This window comes from Mucilaginibacter phenanthrenivorans (assembly GCF_024721155.1).
GTDB lineage: Bacteria > Bacteroidota > Bacteroidia > Sphingobacteriales > Sphingobacteriaceae > Mucilaginibacter > Mucilaginibacter phenanthrenivorans.
The window spans coordinates 99055-114253 of the sequence record NZ_JAHVAP010000005.1 but is presented as its reverse complement, the minus strand read 5'-3'; the positions used below and the strand labels follow the sequence as shown (position 1 = coordinate 114253).

15 protein-coding genes are annotated in these 15199 nt (G+C 42.3%); 8 read left to right on the top strand and 7 right to left on the bottom strand.

The window, feature by feature from the left end:
* The first annotated feature begins 22 nt into the window (after positions 1-22).
* The 6 genes from KXD93_RS12675 to KXD93_RS12650 all read left to right on the top strand — a co-directional run bounded on the left by KXD93_RS12675 (position 23) and on the right by KXD93_RS12650 (position 4917).
* Positions 23-667 carry a DedA family protein gene (locus KXD93_RS12675; protein ID WP_258137481.1) on the top strand — a complete coding sequence of 215 codons (645 nt, stop codon included), beginning with the start codon at positions 23-25 and terminating at the stop codon, positions 665-667.
* A 9-nt stretch (positions 668-676) separates the two neighbouring features.
* Positions 677-1222, top strand: a complete 546-nt coding sequence (locus tag KXD93_RS12670; protein WP_258137480.1) for an inorganic diphosphatase — start codon at positions 677-679, stop codon at positions 1220-1222.
* Between the two features lie 7 nt (positions 1223-1229).
* On the top strand, positions 1230-2567 hold the full coding sequence (locus tag KXD93_RS12665) for a hemolysin family protein (RefSeq protein ID WP_258137479.1): 1338 nt from the start codon (positions 1230-1232) through the stop codon (positions 2565-2567).
* 137 nt (positions 2568-2704) lie between these two features.
* Positions 2705-3412 carry a 16S rRNA (uracil(1498)-N(3))-methyltransferase gene (locus KXD93_RS12660; RefSeq protein WP_258137478.1) on the top strand — a complete coding sequence of 236 codons (708 nt, stop codon included), beginning with the start codon at positions 2705-2707 and terminating at the stop codon, positions 3410-3412.
* A 219-nt stretch (positions 3413-3631) separates the two neighbouring features.
* The gene (locus KXD93_RS12655; protein ID WP_258137477.1) at positions 3632-4294 is read left to right on the top strand and encodes a DUF4159 domain-containing protein; all 663 of its coding nucleotides are present in this window, start codon (positions 3632-3634) and stop codon (positions 4292-4294) included.
* A gap of 125 nt (positions 4295-4419) precedes the next feature.
* Positions 4420-4917, top strand: coding sequence for an acyl-CoA carboxylase biotin carboxyl carrier protein subunit (locus KXD93_RS12650; protein ID WP_258137476.1), 498 nt, complete (start codon positions 4420-4422; stop codon positions 4915-4917).
* A gap of 92 nt (positions 4918-5009) precedes the next feature.
* Here KXD93_RS12650 and KXD93_RS12645 read toward each other — a convergent pair whose 3' ends face one another.
* Positions 5010-6716: an SUMF1/EgtB/PvdO family nonheme iron enzyme gene (locus KXD93_RS12645; protein WP_258137475.1), complete on the bottom strand. Its 1707-nt coding sequence runs from the start codon at positions 6714-6716 to the stop codon at positions 5010-5012.
* A gap of 232 nt (positions 6717-6948) precedes the next feature.
* On the opposite strand from KXD93_RS12645, the gene porV reads away from it, so the two are divergent.
* Together porV and ispF are read left to right on the top strand one after the other, a co-directional pair.
* Positions 6949-8139: a type IX secretion system outer membrane channel protein PorV gene (porV, locus tag KXD93_RS12640; protein ID WP_258137474.1), complete on the top strand. Its 1191-nt coding sequence runs from the start codon at positions 6949-6951 to the stop codon at positions 8137-8139.
* On the top strand, positions 8139-8639 hold the full coding sequence (gene ispF, locus KXD93_RS12635) for a 2-C-methyl-D-erythritol 2,4-cyclodiphosphate synthase (RefSeq protein ID WP_258137473.1): 501 nt from the start codon (positions 8139-8141) through the stop codon (positions 8637-8639). The genes porV and ispF overlap by 1 nt, the downstream gene beginning before the upstream one ends.
* Positions 8640-8694: 55 nt before the next feature.
* Here the strand turns inward: ispF and KXD93_RS12630 are convergent, their stop codons facing one another.
* The 6 genes from KXD93_RS12630 to KXD93_RS12605 all read right to left on the bottom strand — a co-directional run bounded on the left by KXD93_RS12630 (position 8695) and on the right by KXD93_RS12605 (position 15193).
* Positions 8695-12069 (bottom strand): trifunctional glycoside hydrolase family 18/polysaccharide deacetylase/glycosyltransferase family 2 protein, encoded by a 3375-nt coding sequence (locus KXD93_RS12630; RefSeq protein ID WP_258137472.1) that lies wholly within the window; start codon positions 12067-12069, stop codon positions 8695-8697.
* A 53-nt stretch (positions 12070-12122) separates the two neighbouring features.
* Positions 12123-12284: a FeoB-associated Cys-rich membrane protein gene (locus KXD93_RS12625; RefSeq protein WP_258137471.1), complete on the bottom strand. Its 162-nt coding sequence runs from the start codon at positions 12282-12284 to the stop codon at positions 12123-12125.
* Between the two features lie 166 nt (positions 12285-12450).
* Positions 12451-13644, bottom strand: coding sequence for a hypothetical protein (locus KXD93_RS12620; RefSeq protein ID WP_258137470.1), 1194 nt, complete (start codon positions 13642-13644; stop codon positions 12451-12453).
* Between the two features lie 59 nt (positions 13645-13703).
* Positions 13704-14036 (bottom strand): HepT-like ribonuclease domain-containing protein, encoded by a 333-nt coding sequence (locus KXD93_RS12615; protein ID WP_258137469.1) that lies wholly within the window; start codon positions 14034-14036, stop codon positions 13704-13706.
* On the bottom strand, positions 14033-14317 hold the full coding sequence (locus tag KXD93_RS12610; RefSeq protein WP_258137468.1) for a nucleotidyltransferase family protein: 285 nt from the start codon (positions 14315-14317) through the stop codon (positions 14033-14035). Before KXD93_RS12610 ends, KXD93_RS12615 begins: the two co-directional genes overlap by 4 nt.
* 36 nt (positions 14318-14353) lie before the next feature.
* The gene (locus KXD93_RS12605) at positions 14354-15193 is read right to left on the bottom strand and encodes a type 1 glutamine amidotransferase (RefSeq protein WP_258137467.1); all 840 of its coding nucleotides are present in this window, start codon (positions 15191-15193) and stop codon (positions 14354-14356) included.
* Between the last annotated feature and the right edge of the window lie 6 nt (positions 15194-15199).

Genomic DNA, 15199 nt, shown 5'->3' with positions numbered 1-15199 from the left:
TTCGTAATTTTACGGATAGTAAATGGATAGCTTTTGGGAACACCTTCAAAACTTAACGCACGCTCAATCAATCATAAGCTTTGGGTTTTACTTTCTGCTTATAGTTGTATTTGCTGAAACCGGCTTGTTTTTTGGTTTCTTCCTCCCTGGCGACTACCTTCTATTCATGTCGGGCCTTTTTTGTTCAAGCGGACAGCTGAATGTTTCCATCTACGAACTTGTGTTTTCGCTGATTGCGGCTGGTGTGCTTGGAAATTATACCGGCTACTGGTTTGGTTATCGAACGGGGCCAAAGTTGTTCAAAAGGAACAATTCCTTTTTCTTCAAACAGCGATATGTAAAGCTTGCAGAAGATTTTTACACAAAATATGGTGGCATGGCGCTGGTTTTGGGCAGATTTTTCCCGATAATTAGAACTTTTGCACCTATCTTTGCAGGTGTTGTTAAGTTTGACATCCGAAAGTTTACTTTATATAACTTTATTGGCAGTATTGCCTGGGTTTGTATTTTTACCCTAGCCGGTTTTTTTCTTGGTAGAAGATTCCCGCAGATAAAGGATTATATGGAATACGTCATTGTCGGGCTGATAATAATTACAACAATTCCGCTTATAATTGCTTTTGTAAAGCAGGCAATAAACAAGCGAAGTATTAAAGAGTTAAAATAGAAATAATAAATGAGTACACAACATCCATGGCACCAGGTTTCTCCTGGCGATAATGTTCCTGAAATTGTTAATGCTATAATTGAAATTCCGAAAGGCTCAAAAGCCAAATATGAAATTGATAAAGAATCAGGTTTGTTGAAACTTGATCGTGTTTTGTTTTCTTCGGTAATGTACCCTGCAAATTATGGTTTTATCCCACAGACTTATTGTGACGACCATGATCCGCTTGACATATTGGTTCTTTGCTCAATCGACGTATTCCCTATGTCGATAATTGAGGCAAAGATAGTAGGTGTAATGCACATGGTTGATAATGGTGAACAGGATGACAAGATCATCGCGGTAGCAAAAAACGACATGTCTGTTAATTACATCAACGACCTTGCCGAATTGCCTCCTCATGCCATGACGGAGATTGTTCGCTTTTTCAAGGATTATAAAAAACTTGAAGGCAAAAACGTAACCATCGAGCATTTGCTGGGCGTACGTTATGCACACAAAGTAATAAATGAAAGTTTGGAACTATATAAGTCAACCTTTCCTGTTTACCAATAAATAACGTATGGGGCCTGATCTCGAAGTAAACGGTTTATATATTCTCCTTACCTTTTTATTGGTGTTGCTCAACGGCTTTTTTGTAGCCGCTGAGTTTGCTATGGTAAGGGTTCGCGGATCGCAAATCGAGCTCAAGGTAAAGTCGGGCAGCCGCATGGCTAAGCTCACCCGCAACATTATGGGGAACCTTGACGGTTACCTGGCTGCTACACAATTAGGCATCACTATAGCTTCCCTGGCGCTGGGTGTAATAGGCGAAGGCGTGTTTACCAGCGTAGCCCTTAATTTATTTAAACTTTGTGGGGTTGACGTAACTTCGCACCTGGCAATAAATTTTGGCCATGTTCTGGCGTTTGTGTTTATTACCTTTATAAGTATAATCTTTGGCGAACTTGCTCCTAAAAATATAGCTATTCAGCGTTCAATGCGTACGGCCCTTGCTGTTTCGGCACCGTTGAGGGTTTTCTTTGTTGTTTTCAGGCCGCTCATCATGGTCTTAAATTACGTTGCCACGGCAATTTTGAGGTTGATGGGTATTAAGCAAGTGGAGGGCGAGTCGCACCATAGTTCAGAAGAGCTTCAGTACCTGTTGGAGCAGGGAAAGGAAACCGGCGCACTGGATTCATCAGAACACGAACTGATCCAGAACGTATTTGATTTTAATGAACGTGTGGTGAAAAACATCATGGTGCCGCGTACCAAGATTTCGGGCGTTGATGTTAATACACCGCACGACGAACTGGTGCAGCTAATCATTAGCGAAGGCTACTCGCGTATGCCGGTTTATGATGACGTGATTGATAAGATAATCGGTATAGTACACGCCAAAGATATTTTACCCCTCTTGGCGCGCAACCAGGAAGTTATTTTAAGGGATATTATCCGCAAGCCCTACTTCATCCCTGAAACGAAAAAGATCAACGACCTGATGGCTGAACTGCAGCAAAAACGCATCCAGATAGCCATCGTGTCTGACGAGTTTGGCGGCACAGCTGGTATGGTAACGCTGGAGGATATTGTTGAGGAATTGGTTGGTGAGATCCAGGATGAATACGATGAGGAAAAGCCAATTGTTGAAAGGGTAAATGATCGCGAATTTATTGTGAATGCCCTGGCACCCATCTATGACGTGAACGAACATTTACCCCACGATCTACCCGAGGACGGGGACTTTGACACCGTTTCCGGTTGGCTGGGTGACATATTTGGAAAAATCCCGGATGTAGGCGAACAAAAGGAATCAAACGGCTACAACATTACCGTATTAAAAAAATCTGACCAGAACATTGAGGCAGTTAAACTCGAACTGCTGATAAATGAAGAAGATGCTGTAGATTTGCATTAGGGACTCAGTCTTGAGTCTAAAGTCCTTAGTCTTAAGTCAAAAGTATACGAATTGACCGAAAACATAATACTAATTAATGCAATCATCGTTTTTATAATAGCTTTCGGCTTTATGCCTTTAGCTTTTAGCTTTAAAACATGCAACTTTTTTATACGCCTGACATAAACCCGTCCCACCCTCAATATTTTCTTAACGAAGAAGAGAGCAAGCATGCTATCCGGGTAATGCGGCTTGAAAAAGGCGATGAGGTGCAGTTAATTGACGGCAGGGGAGGCTTGTACCAGGCAAGCATACTGGACGCTCATCCAAAGCGAACCATTCTGCAAATAAGCTCGGTTACCCCGAAGTTTAATAAACGCAACCATTACCTGCACATAGCAATAGCCCCAACAAAAAATATTGAACGCACCGAGTGGTTTTTAGAAAAAGCAACAGAGATCGGTATTGATGAAATTTCCCTTATCATCAGCCAGCGGTCAGAACGTAAGGAGGCGAAGGTTGAGCGGCTCAATAAAATTATAACCTCGGCGGTAAAGCAATCAATAAAGGCATATCACCCGGTTTTAAATGAGCCGCTGAGTTTTAGCCAACTGATAAAAAAGCCATTCGACGGGCAGAAATTTATAGCGCATTGCGATACCGGTGATAAGATCACCCTGAAAAATGACCTTACCATTCGCGGTAACTATTTAATATTGATAGGCCCCGAGGGCGACTTTACCCCAACAGAAATTACTGATGCTTTAAATAATGATTTTAAAGCCATAACTTTAGGAGAAAGTCGTTTAAGAACAGAGACAGCTGCTTTAGAGGCATGCTTTGAGGTGAATTTTTTGAATAGGTAGTTTTGTTTGAATGAACACAACAAACCGTCATTGCGAGGAACGAAGCAAACGCTAAGTTATGCAGATCAGAGAGTAATAATATTGTGGGGACCAAACAGCGGCTTTAAGTTCAATAATAACATCCAAGTTCGTGATTGTTTTTAGTAGAGGTTGCTTCGTACCTCGCAATGACGCTGTGGCATTTGCTGTAATGACGAATAATTTAAATTGCAATCCAAAATGAAAAGAATTGTTGCCATACCTGTTTTGTTTTGCCTGCTGATTATCATCATCAGCTTCAACACACCAACCTATAAAATGGCCAAGCTTAAATATAACGGTGGTGGCGATTGGTATGGTGACAGAACCGCATTACCCAACCTGATCAAATTCTGTAATGATAATTTAAAAACAAACTTCCAGCAGGAAGACGAGGTGGTTGAGGCCGGTAGCGCCGAGATCTTCAATTACCCCTTTGTCTTTATGACAGGGCATGGCAATGTTATCTTCTCCGACCAGGATGTACGCAACCTGCGCAAATATTTAACAGGCGGCGGCTTTTTGCATATAGACGATAACTACGGGCTTGATGTGTTTGCCCGCAGGGAGATGAAAAAGGTTTTTCCGGAACTTGATTTTGTTGAGCTGCCGTTAAATCATCCTATCTATCACCAGAAATATCCATTCCCCAACGGACTGCCTAAAATTCATGAACATGATGGTAAACGTGCCCAGGGCTTTGGGCTGCTTTATAAAGGCCGGTTGGTTTGTTTTTATACCTATGAGTGCGATTTAGGCAACGGGTGGGAAGATTATGGGACCTATGCTGGTGATACACAAGAAAATCGCATCAAGGCCCTTAAAATGGGTGCTAACCTGATACAATATGTATTAACGCAATAATGACCGCTGATTTCGAGTGATTGTTATGATTTCGCTGATTGTGTTGGTTATTAACGCGCGTAACGCTATATTTAAAATCCTTTAATCAGGTTAGTCAAGTAAATCGACGGTCCCAATTTTAAAATATGCTGCAAATAAAAGCTAACGACAAATACAAATTCGACATAACGAAGAGCCAGGATGAACTGCTGATAAACGGCGACTCGATAAATGCTGATATACAGCAATTAAATGCTTCGGCATTTCATGTTATTAATAACTTACAGTCGTACAATGTAGAAGTAGTAAGTTTTGATCCTGCCGGGAAAACGGCCGAGATCAAGGTAAACAACAATACCTATAACATTAGCGCTAAGGATCAATTTGATATCTTGCTTGATAAGTTAGGCTTGAGCAGTTTAAACGCCGCAAGGGTTAGCGAGGTAAAGGCGCCGATGCCGGGAATGGTGCTAAAGGTATTTGTCTCAGAGGGAGAAGAAATTAAAAAAGGCGATAACCTGTTTGTACTGGAAGCCATGAAAATGGAAAACATTATAAAGGCCCCGGCCGACGTTACCGTTAAGACTGTTAAAATAAAACCTGGCGATAAGGTTGAAAAAGGGCAGGTTTTGCTGATGTTTTAGTTGCAAGAAAAGGTTTATAATTTCCTAAAATTCTATACAAACAAAAAATGCGCTTCAAAATGAAGCGCATTTTTTGTTTGTATATTTTAATATCATCGCGTCGCTTTATAAGGCTTTGATTTTTTAACACCGAAGTGTGGTTTACCTTCAGGGTGAATTTCAGGAGCACCAACCAATGTCATGGCGCAACGGAAGCCAACTTCGGCACTTGCGTCATCTTCGTTCATAAAACGACGGGTGGCAGGGTTTAACCAAAATGCCATGTCATTCCATGATCCGCCTTTATAAACTTTCGAATGGTCGTTAACCAATGTAGTTCTTCCAAACAATGTGGTGTTAACGGTATCGTTATAACCCCTGTAATCGGCGTTGTAAGGTTTTCCTGCCAAATCGTCTTTTTTACCAGGGATAGCTGCTGTAACAGTTCCACCCGGATTAGCAGTTGTGCCTGCTGGTGCAGCCGTTGTATTTAGCGGTGCATTAGGATCATTGCCAGCCGCAACTTGTGCTTGTTGTAAGGCTACAAGTTCGCTGTACTTCATTTTTTTGTTTGATTTTGACGGGTCCTTAATAGGCTTGCCGTATTTATCCTTTGCATATTGCCCCTTTATAGGATCGGATAATCTTTTGTTGGTAAACTCATTACCGCGGAATGGGTTGAAATCATCAAACTCCTCGAATGAAGTCTGGCGATAAGTATCCTGCACCCACTCGTTTACGTTTCCGGCCATGTTGTATAAACCGAAGTCATTTGGTGGGAATGATCGAACAGGCGCAGTAATGTCGGCCTTGTCATTCAGGTAACCACCAACACCGGCGTTGTCACCAGCGCCACGTTTAAAGTTGGCCAGTATCATACCGCGGGTAGCTCTCTTTGCTGAACGCACGCCCAGGCCATTCCATGGATATACTTTATTATCGTCAATATTTTCAAATTCGGTGTTTCCTATTAAGGCTAATGCAGCGTATTCCCACTCAGCCTCTGATGGTAAACGGTAACCTTGTTTCAGGATCCCGTCTTCCATACGCACTGGTCTAACTGCTTTGCCACCACCTTTGCCATTTGCACCGGTTGTTGCCTTTGCATTGGGATTCAGGTCGGGCATCATCTTTTTACCGTCAATGCCTGCACCGTGTAACTGTCCGTTAAGGTAAATATCCGTATTAAATGGTTGGCCGGCTGGAGCTGCTGGAGCAGCATTCTTGCCTTTACCGCCGCCTCCCATGTCCTTCCAGGCTACCATATTTCCGCGCTCACGTAAAATATTTTCGTTCGTACGGTCGGTTCTCCATTGGCAATAATCTTGAGCCTGGTCCCAGGTTACACCCACAACCGGGTAATCCTGGAATGCAGGGTGCCTTAAATAGTTATCAACATAGGGCTCATTGTATGATAGTGGTTTACGCCAAACCAATGTGTCGGGAAGTGCGTTGTAGTAAAGTTCGCGGTCTTGTGGAAAGGTAATGCTTATCCAGTGAAGGTAATCAAGCCAGTCCTGGTTAGCCACCTCTGTTTCGTCCATATAAAAGGAAGGAATGGTTACCCTGCGCTTTACGTTGTTATAATCATAAGTAACATCCTGGTCTGCGCTGCCACCAACCACAAAGGTACCACCCTCAATAGGGATAAGGCCCGGGCCTGGTGATGGATGCGTCTGCCTGAACCGCTCATAACCGCCATTGGTTTTGTCGTTATAAGCCATCCCGGTTTTTTCAGACTGCTGATGTTTACTGCAGCTGCTCAACACTATTCCTATACCCAACAGTACCATTGCAGTTTTAGTAAAAAGTACTTTCATGTTCTTACAGTTAATTTAAAGGGTAAATTTAAAACATTTTGCCTAAAATGCTAATTTATTAACCTTAATCTTTAAAAGAAATTTAAACTTTATCGCCTGTTTAACGAAATATTTGCTTCAGGTGTTTCAAATCCGGCAAATTTTTTAGTGGAAAACTTATTTGAATACTTATACGTAATAGCCAGCAATTAGCATATATTTATTACCTTAAAAGTAAGGATAGATTTCACGAATGAAGTTTTCATACAGCAAAGCACTTTTTATTTGCACTTCGGTTCTGCTGCCCGGTTTAGTAGTAGCACAAAGCACAGGAACGAGTGCGAACGGCTCAAATTACTCAACGGCTATACCTACAGCGGTCCCTTTTTTAAATATAACGCCTGATTCAAGGTCCGGAGCAATGGGCGATGCGGGCGTTGCATTAACTCCTGATGTGAACGCAAACTACTGGAACCCGGCTAAGTTGGCGTTTCTTACTGATAACGATAATGCATCGTTATCTTACAGCCCATGGCTGCGTCAATTAGTTCCTGATATCAGCTTATCCTATTTAAGTTATGCACATAAGATAGATGACCGCAATACCATCGGCGCTTCATTACGATATTTTAACTATGGCTCAATCCAGCTAACAGACAATAGTCAAAATAACCAGGGGACCTACACACCAAATGAATTTGCAATAAACGGGTCGTTTGCCCGTAAGTTTGGCGAAACGCTTTCTTTAGGGTTAACCGCCGGCTTTGTTCATTCCAGCTTGTCGAATGCGTTTTTCGCAACGGGGTCGGGTGAGCAGGCTAAGTCGGGGAATGCGCTATTGGCAGGCGTATCGGTATATTATAACCAGCCAACCCAGGAATTTGGTTCGGATGCTATTTTTGCCTTTGGCGCCAATATTTCCAATATCGGTTCAAAGATCAGTTACAGCGATGGCGGCCCTAAATATTTTTTGCCAACCAATTTAAAACTGGGCGTTGCCAATACCATCAACCTGGACGATTATAACCAAATTACATTTACCGTAGATTTAAATAAACTGTTAGTACCAACCCCACCAATAAGGGATGCAGACGGAAATATCATCAAAGGGAAGGACGATAACGTCTCCGTTCCCGCGGGTATTTTCGGTTCTTTTACCGATGCTCCCGGAGGCTTTCACGAAGAACTGCAGGAAATCACCATTTCACCGGGATTTGAATACTGGTACAACCAGTTGTTTGCAATACGAGCCGGGTATTTTTACCAAAACGCCAGCAAGGGTGGTGCTCATTACCTCACAACCGGGATTGGCTTTAAATACAGCAGCTATACGTTCGACTTTTCATACCTTGCCGCAAGCCAGCAGAACAGCGCATTGGCTAATACATTACGTTTCACCCTATCAGCCAGCTTTGGCGGCGACACAAACGCGCATAAGAGATAATGGCTAAAATTAAAGTAGGATTTGGGTTTGATGTTCATCAACTGAGAGAACAGCACCCGTTTGTTTTAGGCGGTGTTAATTTAGAGCACCATGCCGGCGCATTCGGCCATTCAGATGCAGATGTTTTATTGCACGCAATTTGTGATGCACTGTTAGGGGCAGCCAACCTGCGCGATATCGGATTCCATTTTTCAAATAAGGACGATCGTTGGAAAGGCATCAGCAGCCTTGTATTACTGCAGCATGTAATGGTTTTATTGCGTGAAAAAGGCTGGGAGATCAATAACATCGATGCGATGGTATGCCTGGAAGCCCCGAAGATAAATCCGCATATCCCGGCCATGCAGGTTAACATCGCCAAAGCTGCCGGTATAGATGCAGATGATATCTCTATAAAAGCAACCACTAATGAACAACTTGGCTTTATAGGTAGGGAAGAGGGTGTTGTGGCTTACGCGGTGTGTTTAATTGAGAAGTCCGAAAGTTCGAAAAATCAGTAAAGTCCGAAAGAGAAATGCAGCCGTTTTTATCTGCTGCATTTCAACTAATCTCTAATCACTGCTCCACCGGAGCGTCTTTCTTCATTACTACGTTGCCTGTACGCTTTAACGCCCCCCATCCGCTCAATTCACCTTTTAATGCTTTGCGGATCGATTTAAACAATACGTAGTACATCAGCTGGCGCCAGATAAACCGTTGTGGGATGATGTAAACCAGCTTTTTGTAATCTTCCTTTTCCATCTTAAACGCAATCATGGCAACAATCAAATCGATCACCACAAAAGCAGCGTAAAAGAAGAGAATTTTTCCAGGCTTATCGCTAAATAAACCGAATATCATGGTCAGATCCGCAATAGGAGAGAACAGCGGCAGGATGATCTGGAACACCAGAATATTAGGCATTCCGAGCATTCCGAAGAACTTATACTTTTTGTTAAACAGGGCATCCTTGTTTTTCCAGAAGCTTTGAATAACGCCAAAGCTCCAGCGGAAACGTTGTTTTAAAAGCCCGTTCAGTGTTTCAGGCGCTTCAGTATAAGCGATGGCTTCTGCGCAGTTTTTTACAATGTAGCCTTGCTTTAAGATCCGCATAGTAAGATCGCAATCCTCAGCAAGGGTGTCGTATGTAAATCCACCGGCTTTAAAGATGGCCGATTTACGGAAAGCGCCAATTGCGCCCGGAACTACAGTAATGCTGTTGATCAGGTCGAATGCACGGCGATCCATGTTTTGAGCCGTGATATACTCAATAGACTGCCAGCGGGTGATGATATTATTTTCATTACCAACCTTTACGGTACCTGCCACTGCACCAATTTCCTCATCGGTAAAATACGTCATCAGGTGGTAGATGGCGTCATCTTTTAGCTGCGTATCAGCATCAATACAAACTACAAATTCGTATTGTGCATGGCTGATGCCAAAATTAAGGGCTGATGCTTTGCCGCCGTTTGGCTTGGTAAGTACCTTCACCAGCGGATGATGCCCGTAGGCATTGTTAACGAGCTCGAAAGTTTTGTCCTTCGATCCATCGTCAACAAAAATTATCTCGAATATATTGTAATCCGTTTTTAGTAAACTCTGGATGGTCTTTATCGCGGTAACTTCCTCGTTATAACCCGGTACAATTATACTTACAGGCGGCAATGTAGATTTGTCGACAACAGCCCGGTTAATTTTTTTATCGTCGCTGAACTGCCTGACAGCAAGTATGCCAATCAGCACCACTCTGCCAATTGCTAAAAAGATAGCGGTCAGGAACAAATACAATAAAAACCAGTTGCCGTAGAAATAAAATTGGATCAACAGGTTATATAGCGAACCCAATATACCAGAATTAGCGTCGTCCTGGATCGGCGGCATCAGGTCATCTTTGGTTTTGCCCAAAACATCAGCTATGGTGGTGAATTTATAGCCATGGCTTTTAAAGAAATGGATAATTTCAGGAAGCGCCTTTATCGTTTCTTCACGGGTGTCGCCACCTGCATCATGCAGTAGCAGCATGGAACCTGCGTCTTTTTGTTTTATGGTACGCGCAATGATGCTATCGGCGGTTACTCCCGGCTGCCAGTCCCATGGGTCAATGGATTCACCGATGTTGATATAGCTTTGCTTTCGGCTTTCCGCTACCGGGATAACTTCGGCAAGTGTTTGCGGCTCAGCATCAGCATTAAATGGCGGCCTGAATAATATAGTACTTCGCCCGGTTACCGACTCTATGAGCTTGCGGGTGGCATTTAGCTCCAAGTTTACGCGTTGGATACTAACAGTAGAAATATCAGGGTGGAAAAATGTGTGGTTACCAATTTCATAACCCTCATCAAATTCGCGGCGCAGGATGGATACATTTTTTTCAGCCATTGATCCTACCACAAAAAATGCTGCCGGAACATGCTCACGTTTCAGAATGTCTAAAATGCGGGGTGTATAATCAGGATCGGGGCCGTCATCAAACGTTAGAACTATCTTGCCCGGTGCGTAGCCGTATTTCTTTATTACATATTTAGTTGGCAGCTTAATGTAGTTTTGATTGGTTATGACAAAATTTGTCGTATCCATCTTTACATCAATATGCCCGGTGGTTGGCGTGGTTATCAGGTCGAGTACCTCGCCGTTACCATCATAGTTGATTTTATTATTTAAACCTACCGAGGTTAAGCGCCTAACATCTATGCCTGTTTTTTTTAGCGAGTCTATTGACAAGTTTTTTTGGAAGAATGTCCATAAGCGCGGGTCTTCAGATCCTGCTCTCCATAAAGCTACGCCGCCGGTTGCCCAATCATCCGCCATACGGATGATGTTGAAATTTGTCGCCGCATCAGTAAAATAAACGGTATGCTCCAGGCTATCGTCATCAAAATAGGTATAATGGAGGTTAGCCGAGTTTGGATCGAATGTGATTTTGCTTTTATTTTCCTGTGCAATACTTATGGCCTGTGGGTATCCAATAGCTGCACCAACGCTGTTTTCCGGCCAGTCAACTGCGCCACCTACAACGGTTAATATGACCTTTTCGCTCGGGATGCGCGTACAAACATCATCCAGGATCTGCTCAACCCAATGCTGATTTGAAAGATCTCCGGCATTACTGCTTTCATTGTGCTGGTCAATAGCCATTACAAACAGGAAATCGTTTATGCGCTGTAGTCTCTCCAGGTTAAACTGCTCATCGTCAGGGATCACGTTTTGCGTTACCAGGTAGCCTGAGGCATGCAGGATATTGTAAAGATCATTTTCAAAAGCGATATAGTTTTTGCTGTTATGGTTCTTAATTTCGTCAAAATCAAGATTTACCCCCTGGAATTTATACCTGTTCAGCTGTTTGGCTATGCTGTTAATGAAGTTTACGCGGAGTGTTTTATTGGCTATAATGCGTTCAATGTCTTTGGTATCATACGCACCTTTGCTGTTGTCAATATTAACATAGTTAGACAGGGTAAGCAATACCGGTTTTTTGTATTTTTTATTCAGGTTAATAAGGCCGGTGTCCACAATGGCGACCATTGTATCCCGGTTGAGCGCCATAAAAAGGCCCTCGCTAACTATCATGTCGAGTTTGGTATAGTTGTCAGCAAGCGATGAGTAGGCTTGTGCTTCCCATGGGCGATAAAACGCGGCATTTATACGGTCCTTATTATTTGGCCGCTTTAGCTGGTGCAGGTGGCGGGCCTTAGCAAGTTTCTGGATTTCGCCCTTGTCAATTTTATAATCCTTGTATTTTTTGGATCTTTTTAATTGATCGAGTTCCTCTTTGGTTAGCTTTTTAGGCGCCGGATTTAAATTAGGCAGGCTGGGATATTGCTTAGATGTTACCGTAATTGCAGCAGCAACAACGCTGGCAATCAGTACGATAATAATTACGCGGCTAAGCCACTTAAAACGGATCCATCTGCCAGGGGTATCAGTTTGAAAAACCTGTTTGTCGGCCATTAAATTTCTTTAAATAAATACTATATGCTTGTAATGTATATAAATGGTCTGGTTTATTTGTGTGACTTATCGGGCTCGATGGCCGAAAAATCCACGCCGCATTTACAGTTACTGCCACAGCTCTTTTTGGTGAACAAGCTTTTATAAAGAAGCCTGCCAACATAAAAGACTGCCGCTGCAAATAGTATCGCTATTATAATTACCTGGATATTCACGTCACAAATTTAATACAATTTATATATAAGTACAGACAAGTAAATTATGAAAAAGTTTAATGTTGGTGATTAGAGGCTGGAGATTAGAGATTAGTTAAGAGAAATAACGGTGGTTGATGATAACTAAAAGTAAAGGATGCCACTCCCGCGTTCAACTAATCTCTAATTAACTACTAAAAAACCCCACTGTTCCGCCTACCCAATCAAAATCCTTATTATAGCGTACGCCGATCATTTTACCACGGCTTAAGCGGGCAAGGTTAACGGCTAAAGTTGGTTTTTCATCGCCGTTTGGCCACAGGTAAAGCAAGCGGATCTCAACTTTTACACCGCCATCCGGTGCCTGTACTACAGGTTCATAATTTACCTTTTGCTGCAGGATCCAATTCTCCGGATCCTTTATGTTTTCAATGTCATCTTTTTTTACGTCGATGATTACACCCTGCCCCGCAAATGAAAACAGGGGTTTTAAAACATAATTTTCAAGGTCGGCAGGGATTCCATTTAGCTCATGCAGAAATTGTGTCTTTGGGATATAATCGCCCTTTAAAAAAGGTATAGTGAATTTGCTGACGCGATAAAACCAGTTGGGGTGCGTGATCCATTCCACGTCAAGCGGCTGGCGGATGTCAACCACTTTTTCAAATATGCTTTGGTCGCCTTCTATTTCATCAAATATCAAACGGTTATAAATGCGTTTGATGCGTTTCTTTTCCCCATTAACAGTGTAAAAGAGTTGGTTGCCATCCAACTCCAAATCGCTCAACGAAATTACCGGGGTGCCGATGAATTTTTGGGTAAGATAGAAATCAACCGCGGTTTTTTGTTCGGGCGCATTTACATCCATCAAAACAACCTCGTCGGGATTATAGTCCCCAACTATTGTTTTTTTAAGTAAGTCGATATAGGATGATTTATCGAGTCCACTGAAAAATATGGACTGGTCATCAGCGATTTCAAAATTGCTTTTATAACAATCGGCAAGGTGTACCTGGAACCCGTACAATGATGGGAAGCCTTGCAACTCGATCAGTTTTGGAACTATATTCCCGTTTTCATCCTTACAAACGCCAAAATCCAGCGCGATAAAATGCGGATGATCATTTTCATTAGCCACACGCCATTTTTGGGGGATGGCCCTTTCGGTTAGTTCCTTAAAATTGGGTTGTAAAATGGTTTCGATGATGTCATCTCCAGCCGAGATCAGCTTATCTCTAAAATCGTCAGTTAAAAATACTGGTGTTTCCGCCACGCGGAAAGCGATTGGTTCTTTTAAGCCCTCATTCAAATCACTTAGAAAGTTTTGATACTTTTCTTCGGTAAAGTTGGCGTTGTATGTTTTCCTGGCGGATGGGTTCATGGTATCACTTTGAACTAAGATTTTTAGGTGAAAAGGATAGTAAGATTTAAATAACAATACTAATTTACAATTTTAGCTAATTGTTCCTTTAAGACAGGAAGATCCTGCTGAACTGTTAAATAAATTGTAATTGGCGACACTCCAAAATATTCATGTATTAGTTTATTTCTCATCCCTTTCATTAGTCTCCATTGTATTTCCGGATTCTGGATCTTAAGAACTTCGGAGATTTTTGAAGATGCCTCGCCGATAATTTCAAATCGCCTTACAACAGCATCTTGCAACATTAAATCATTTACAAATTCAAACTCTGTTTTACTACCGATGTAACCCAGAATCATTTCTATCGATTCAAGTATATCCTGCAAATACACATGATCCGATCTGCTCATAATATTGTTATTGCAGATGATAGAACCTCTGCTTTAATGGATGATTTAAGAGCGCTATATTCAACAAGATCCACTTTCCGCTTAAGCAATTCAGATATTTCTTCTTCAAGCTCTAACATTTTAAAAAGTGTAAACCCATGCCCAGCTTCTATTAATAGATCAACGTCACTACCCGCGTTTGCGTTGCCCTTGGCTACTGATCCGAAAATAGCAGCCCGCGTAATAAAATACCGCTTTAAAACCGGTAAAATAAGTTGCTGATATTTATCTATTTCACTCATATTAATTGTTCCTAAAATCTTTTAATCCTATAAATCTTAGTTCAGTTCCTGCAAACTCAAAACTGCCTGGTCTAAAAAATTAGGGATCATGGTGTTTTGGGTATGCGTAATTTTATCAGGATCTTCAAGTCGTTCAAGCATCTCGTTGTATTTGTCGATGCCGTGCTCGCTAACCACTTCCTTCTTTTTTTCTTCCTTTAATAACAGTGATTTTACACCCTTCGCGTCAGCTTCCGGATGAAACTGCGTGGCAAAAAAGTAATCGCTGAAACGGATCGCCATCATTGCCCTTGGCAAATCAACATGCGGACGTTCCTTTTCAATCGCCAGCAACTGCATGCCCAAATCGGTGAAACGTTTTTCGTCGGGATTTACCACCTGCCATAGTCTTGAGTCAACCGAATAAAAAGGGTCAGTTAATCCTTCAAAAACCGGCTCGTTAGCGGCCGCATGTGTTTTATGAATCGGCAGCACGCCAAATGAGGCTGAACGCCTCATATTGATATCGCCCAACTGGTATTTGCGGCACATCAGCTGAAACGCATGGCAAACAAAAAATCCGTATTTCTTTTGAGATGCATTTGAAAGGTTGATGTCTTCAAGCTTATCTACCAGCTGAAAATATTTTTTCTCCCATTCCGAGCCTTCACTGTCTATCGGGCTGCCGGGGCCGCCGCTCGAAATATAAATATCGAAATCGGTTCCGGGGACTTCAACATTCCTGCGAACGTCAAATACCTCGTAGTTTAAGTTCAGCTCATTCTTGGCTTTGTATCTCTCTAAAATTTCGCGGAAACCACGCATTCCCTCGTTCGCTATCCCATCATAAAAATCGAGAATGGCAACTTTAATTTCCGGTTTTTCTGTTTGTATCATCTCTTA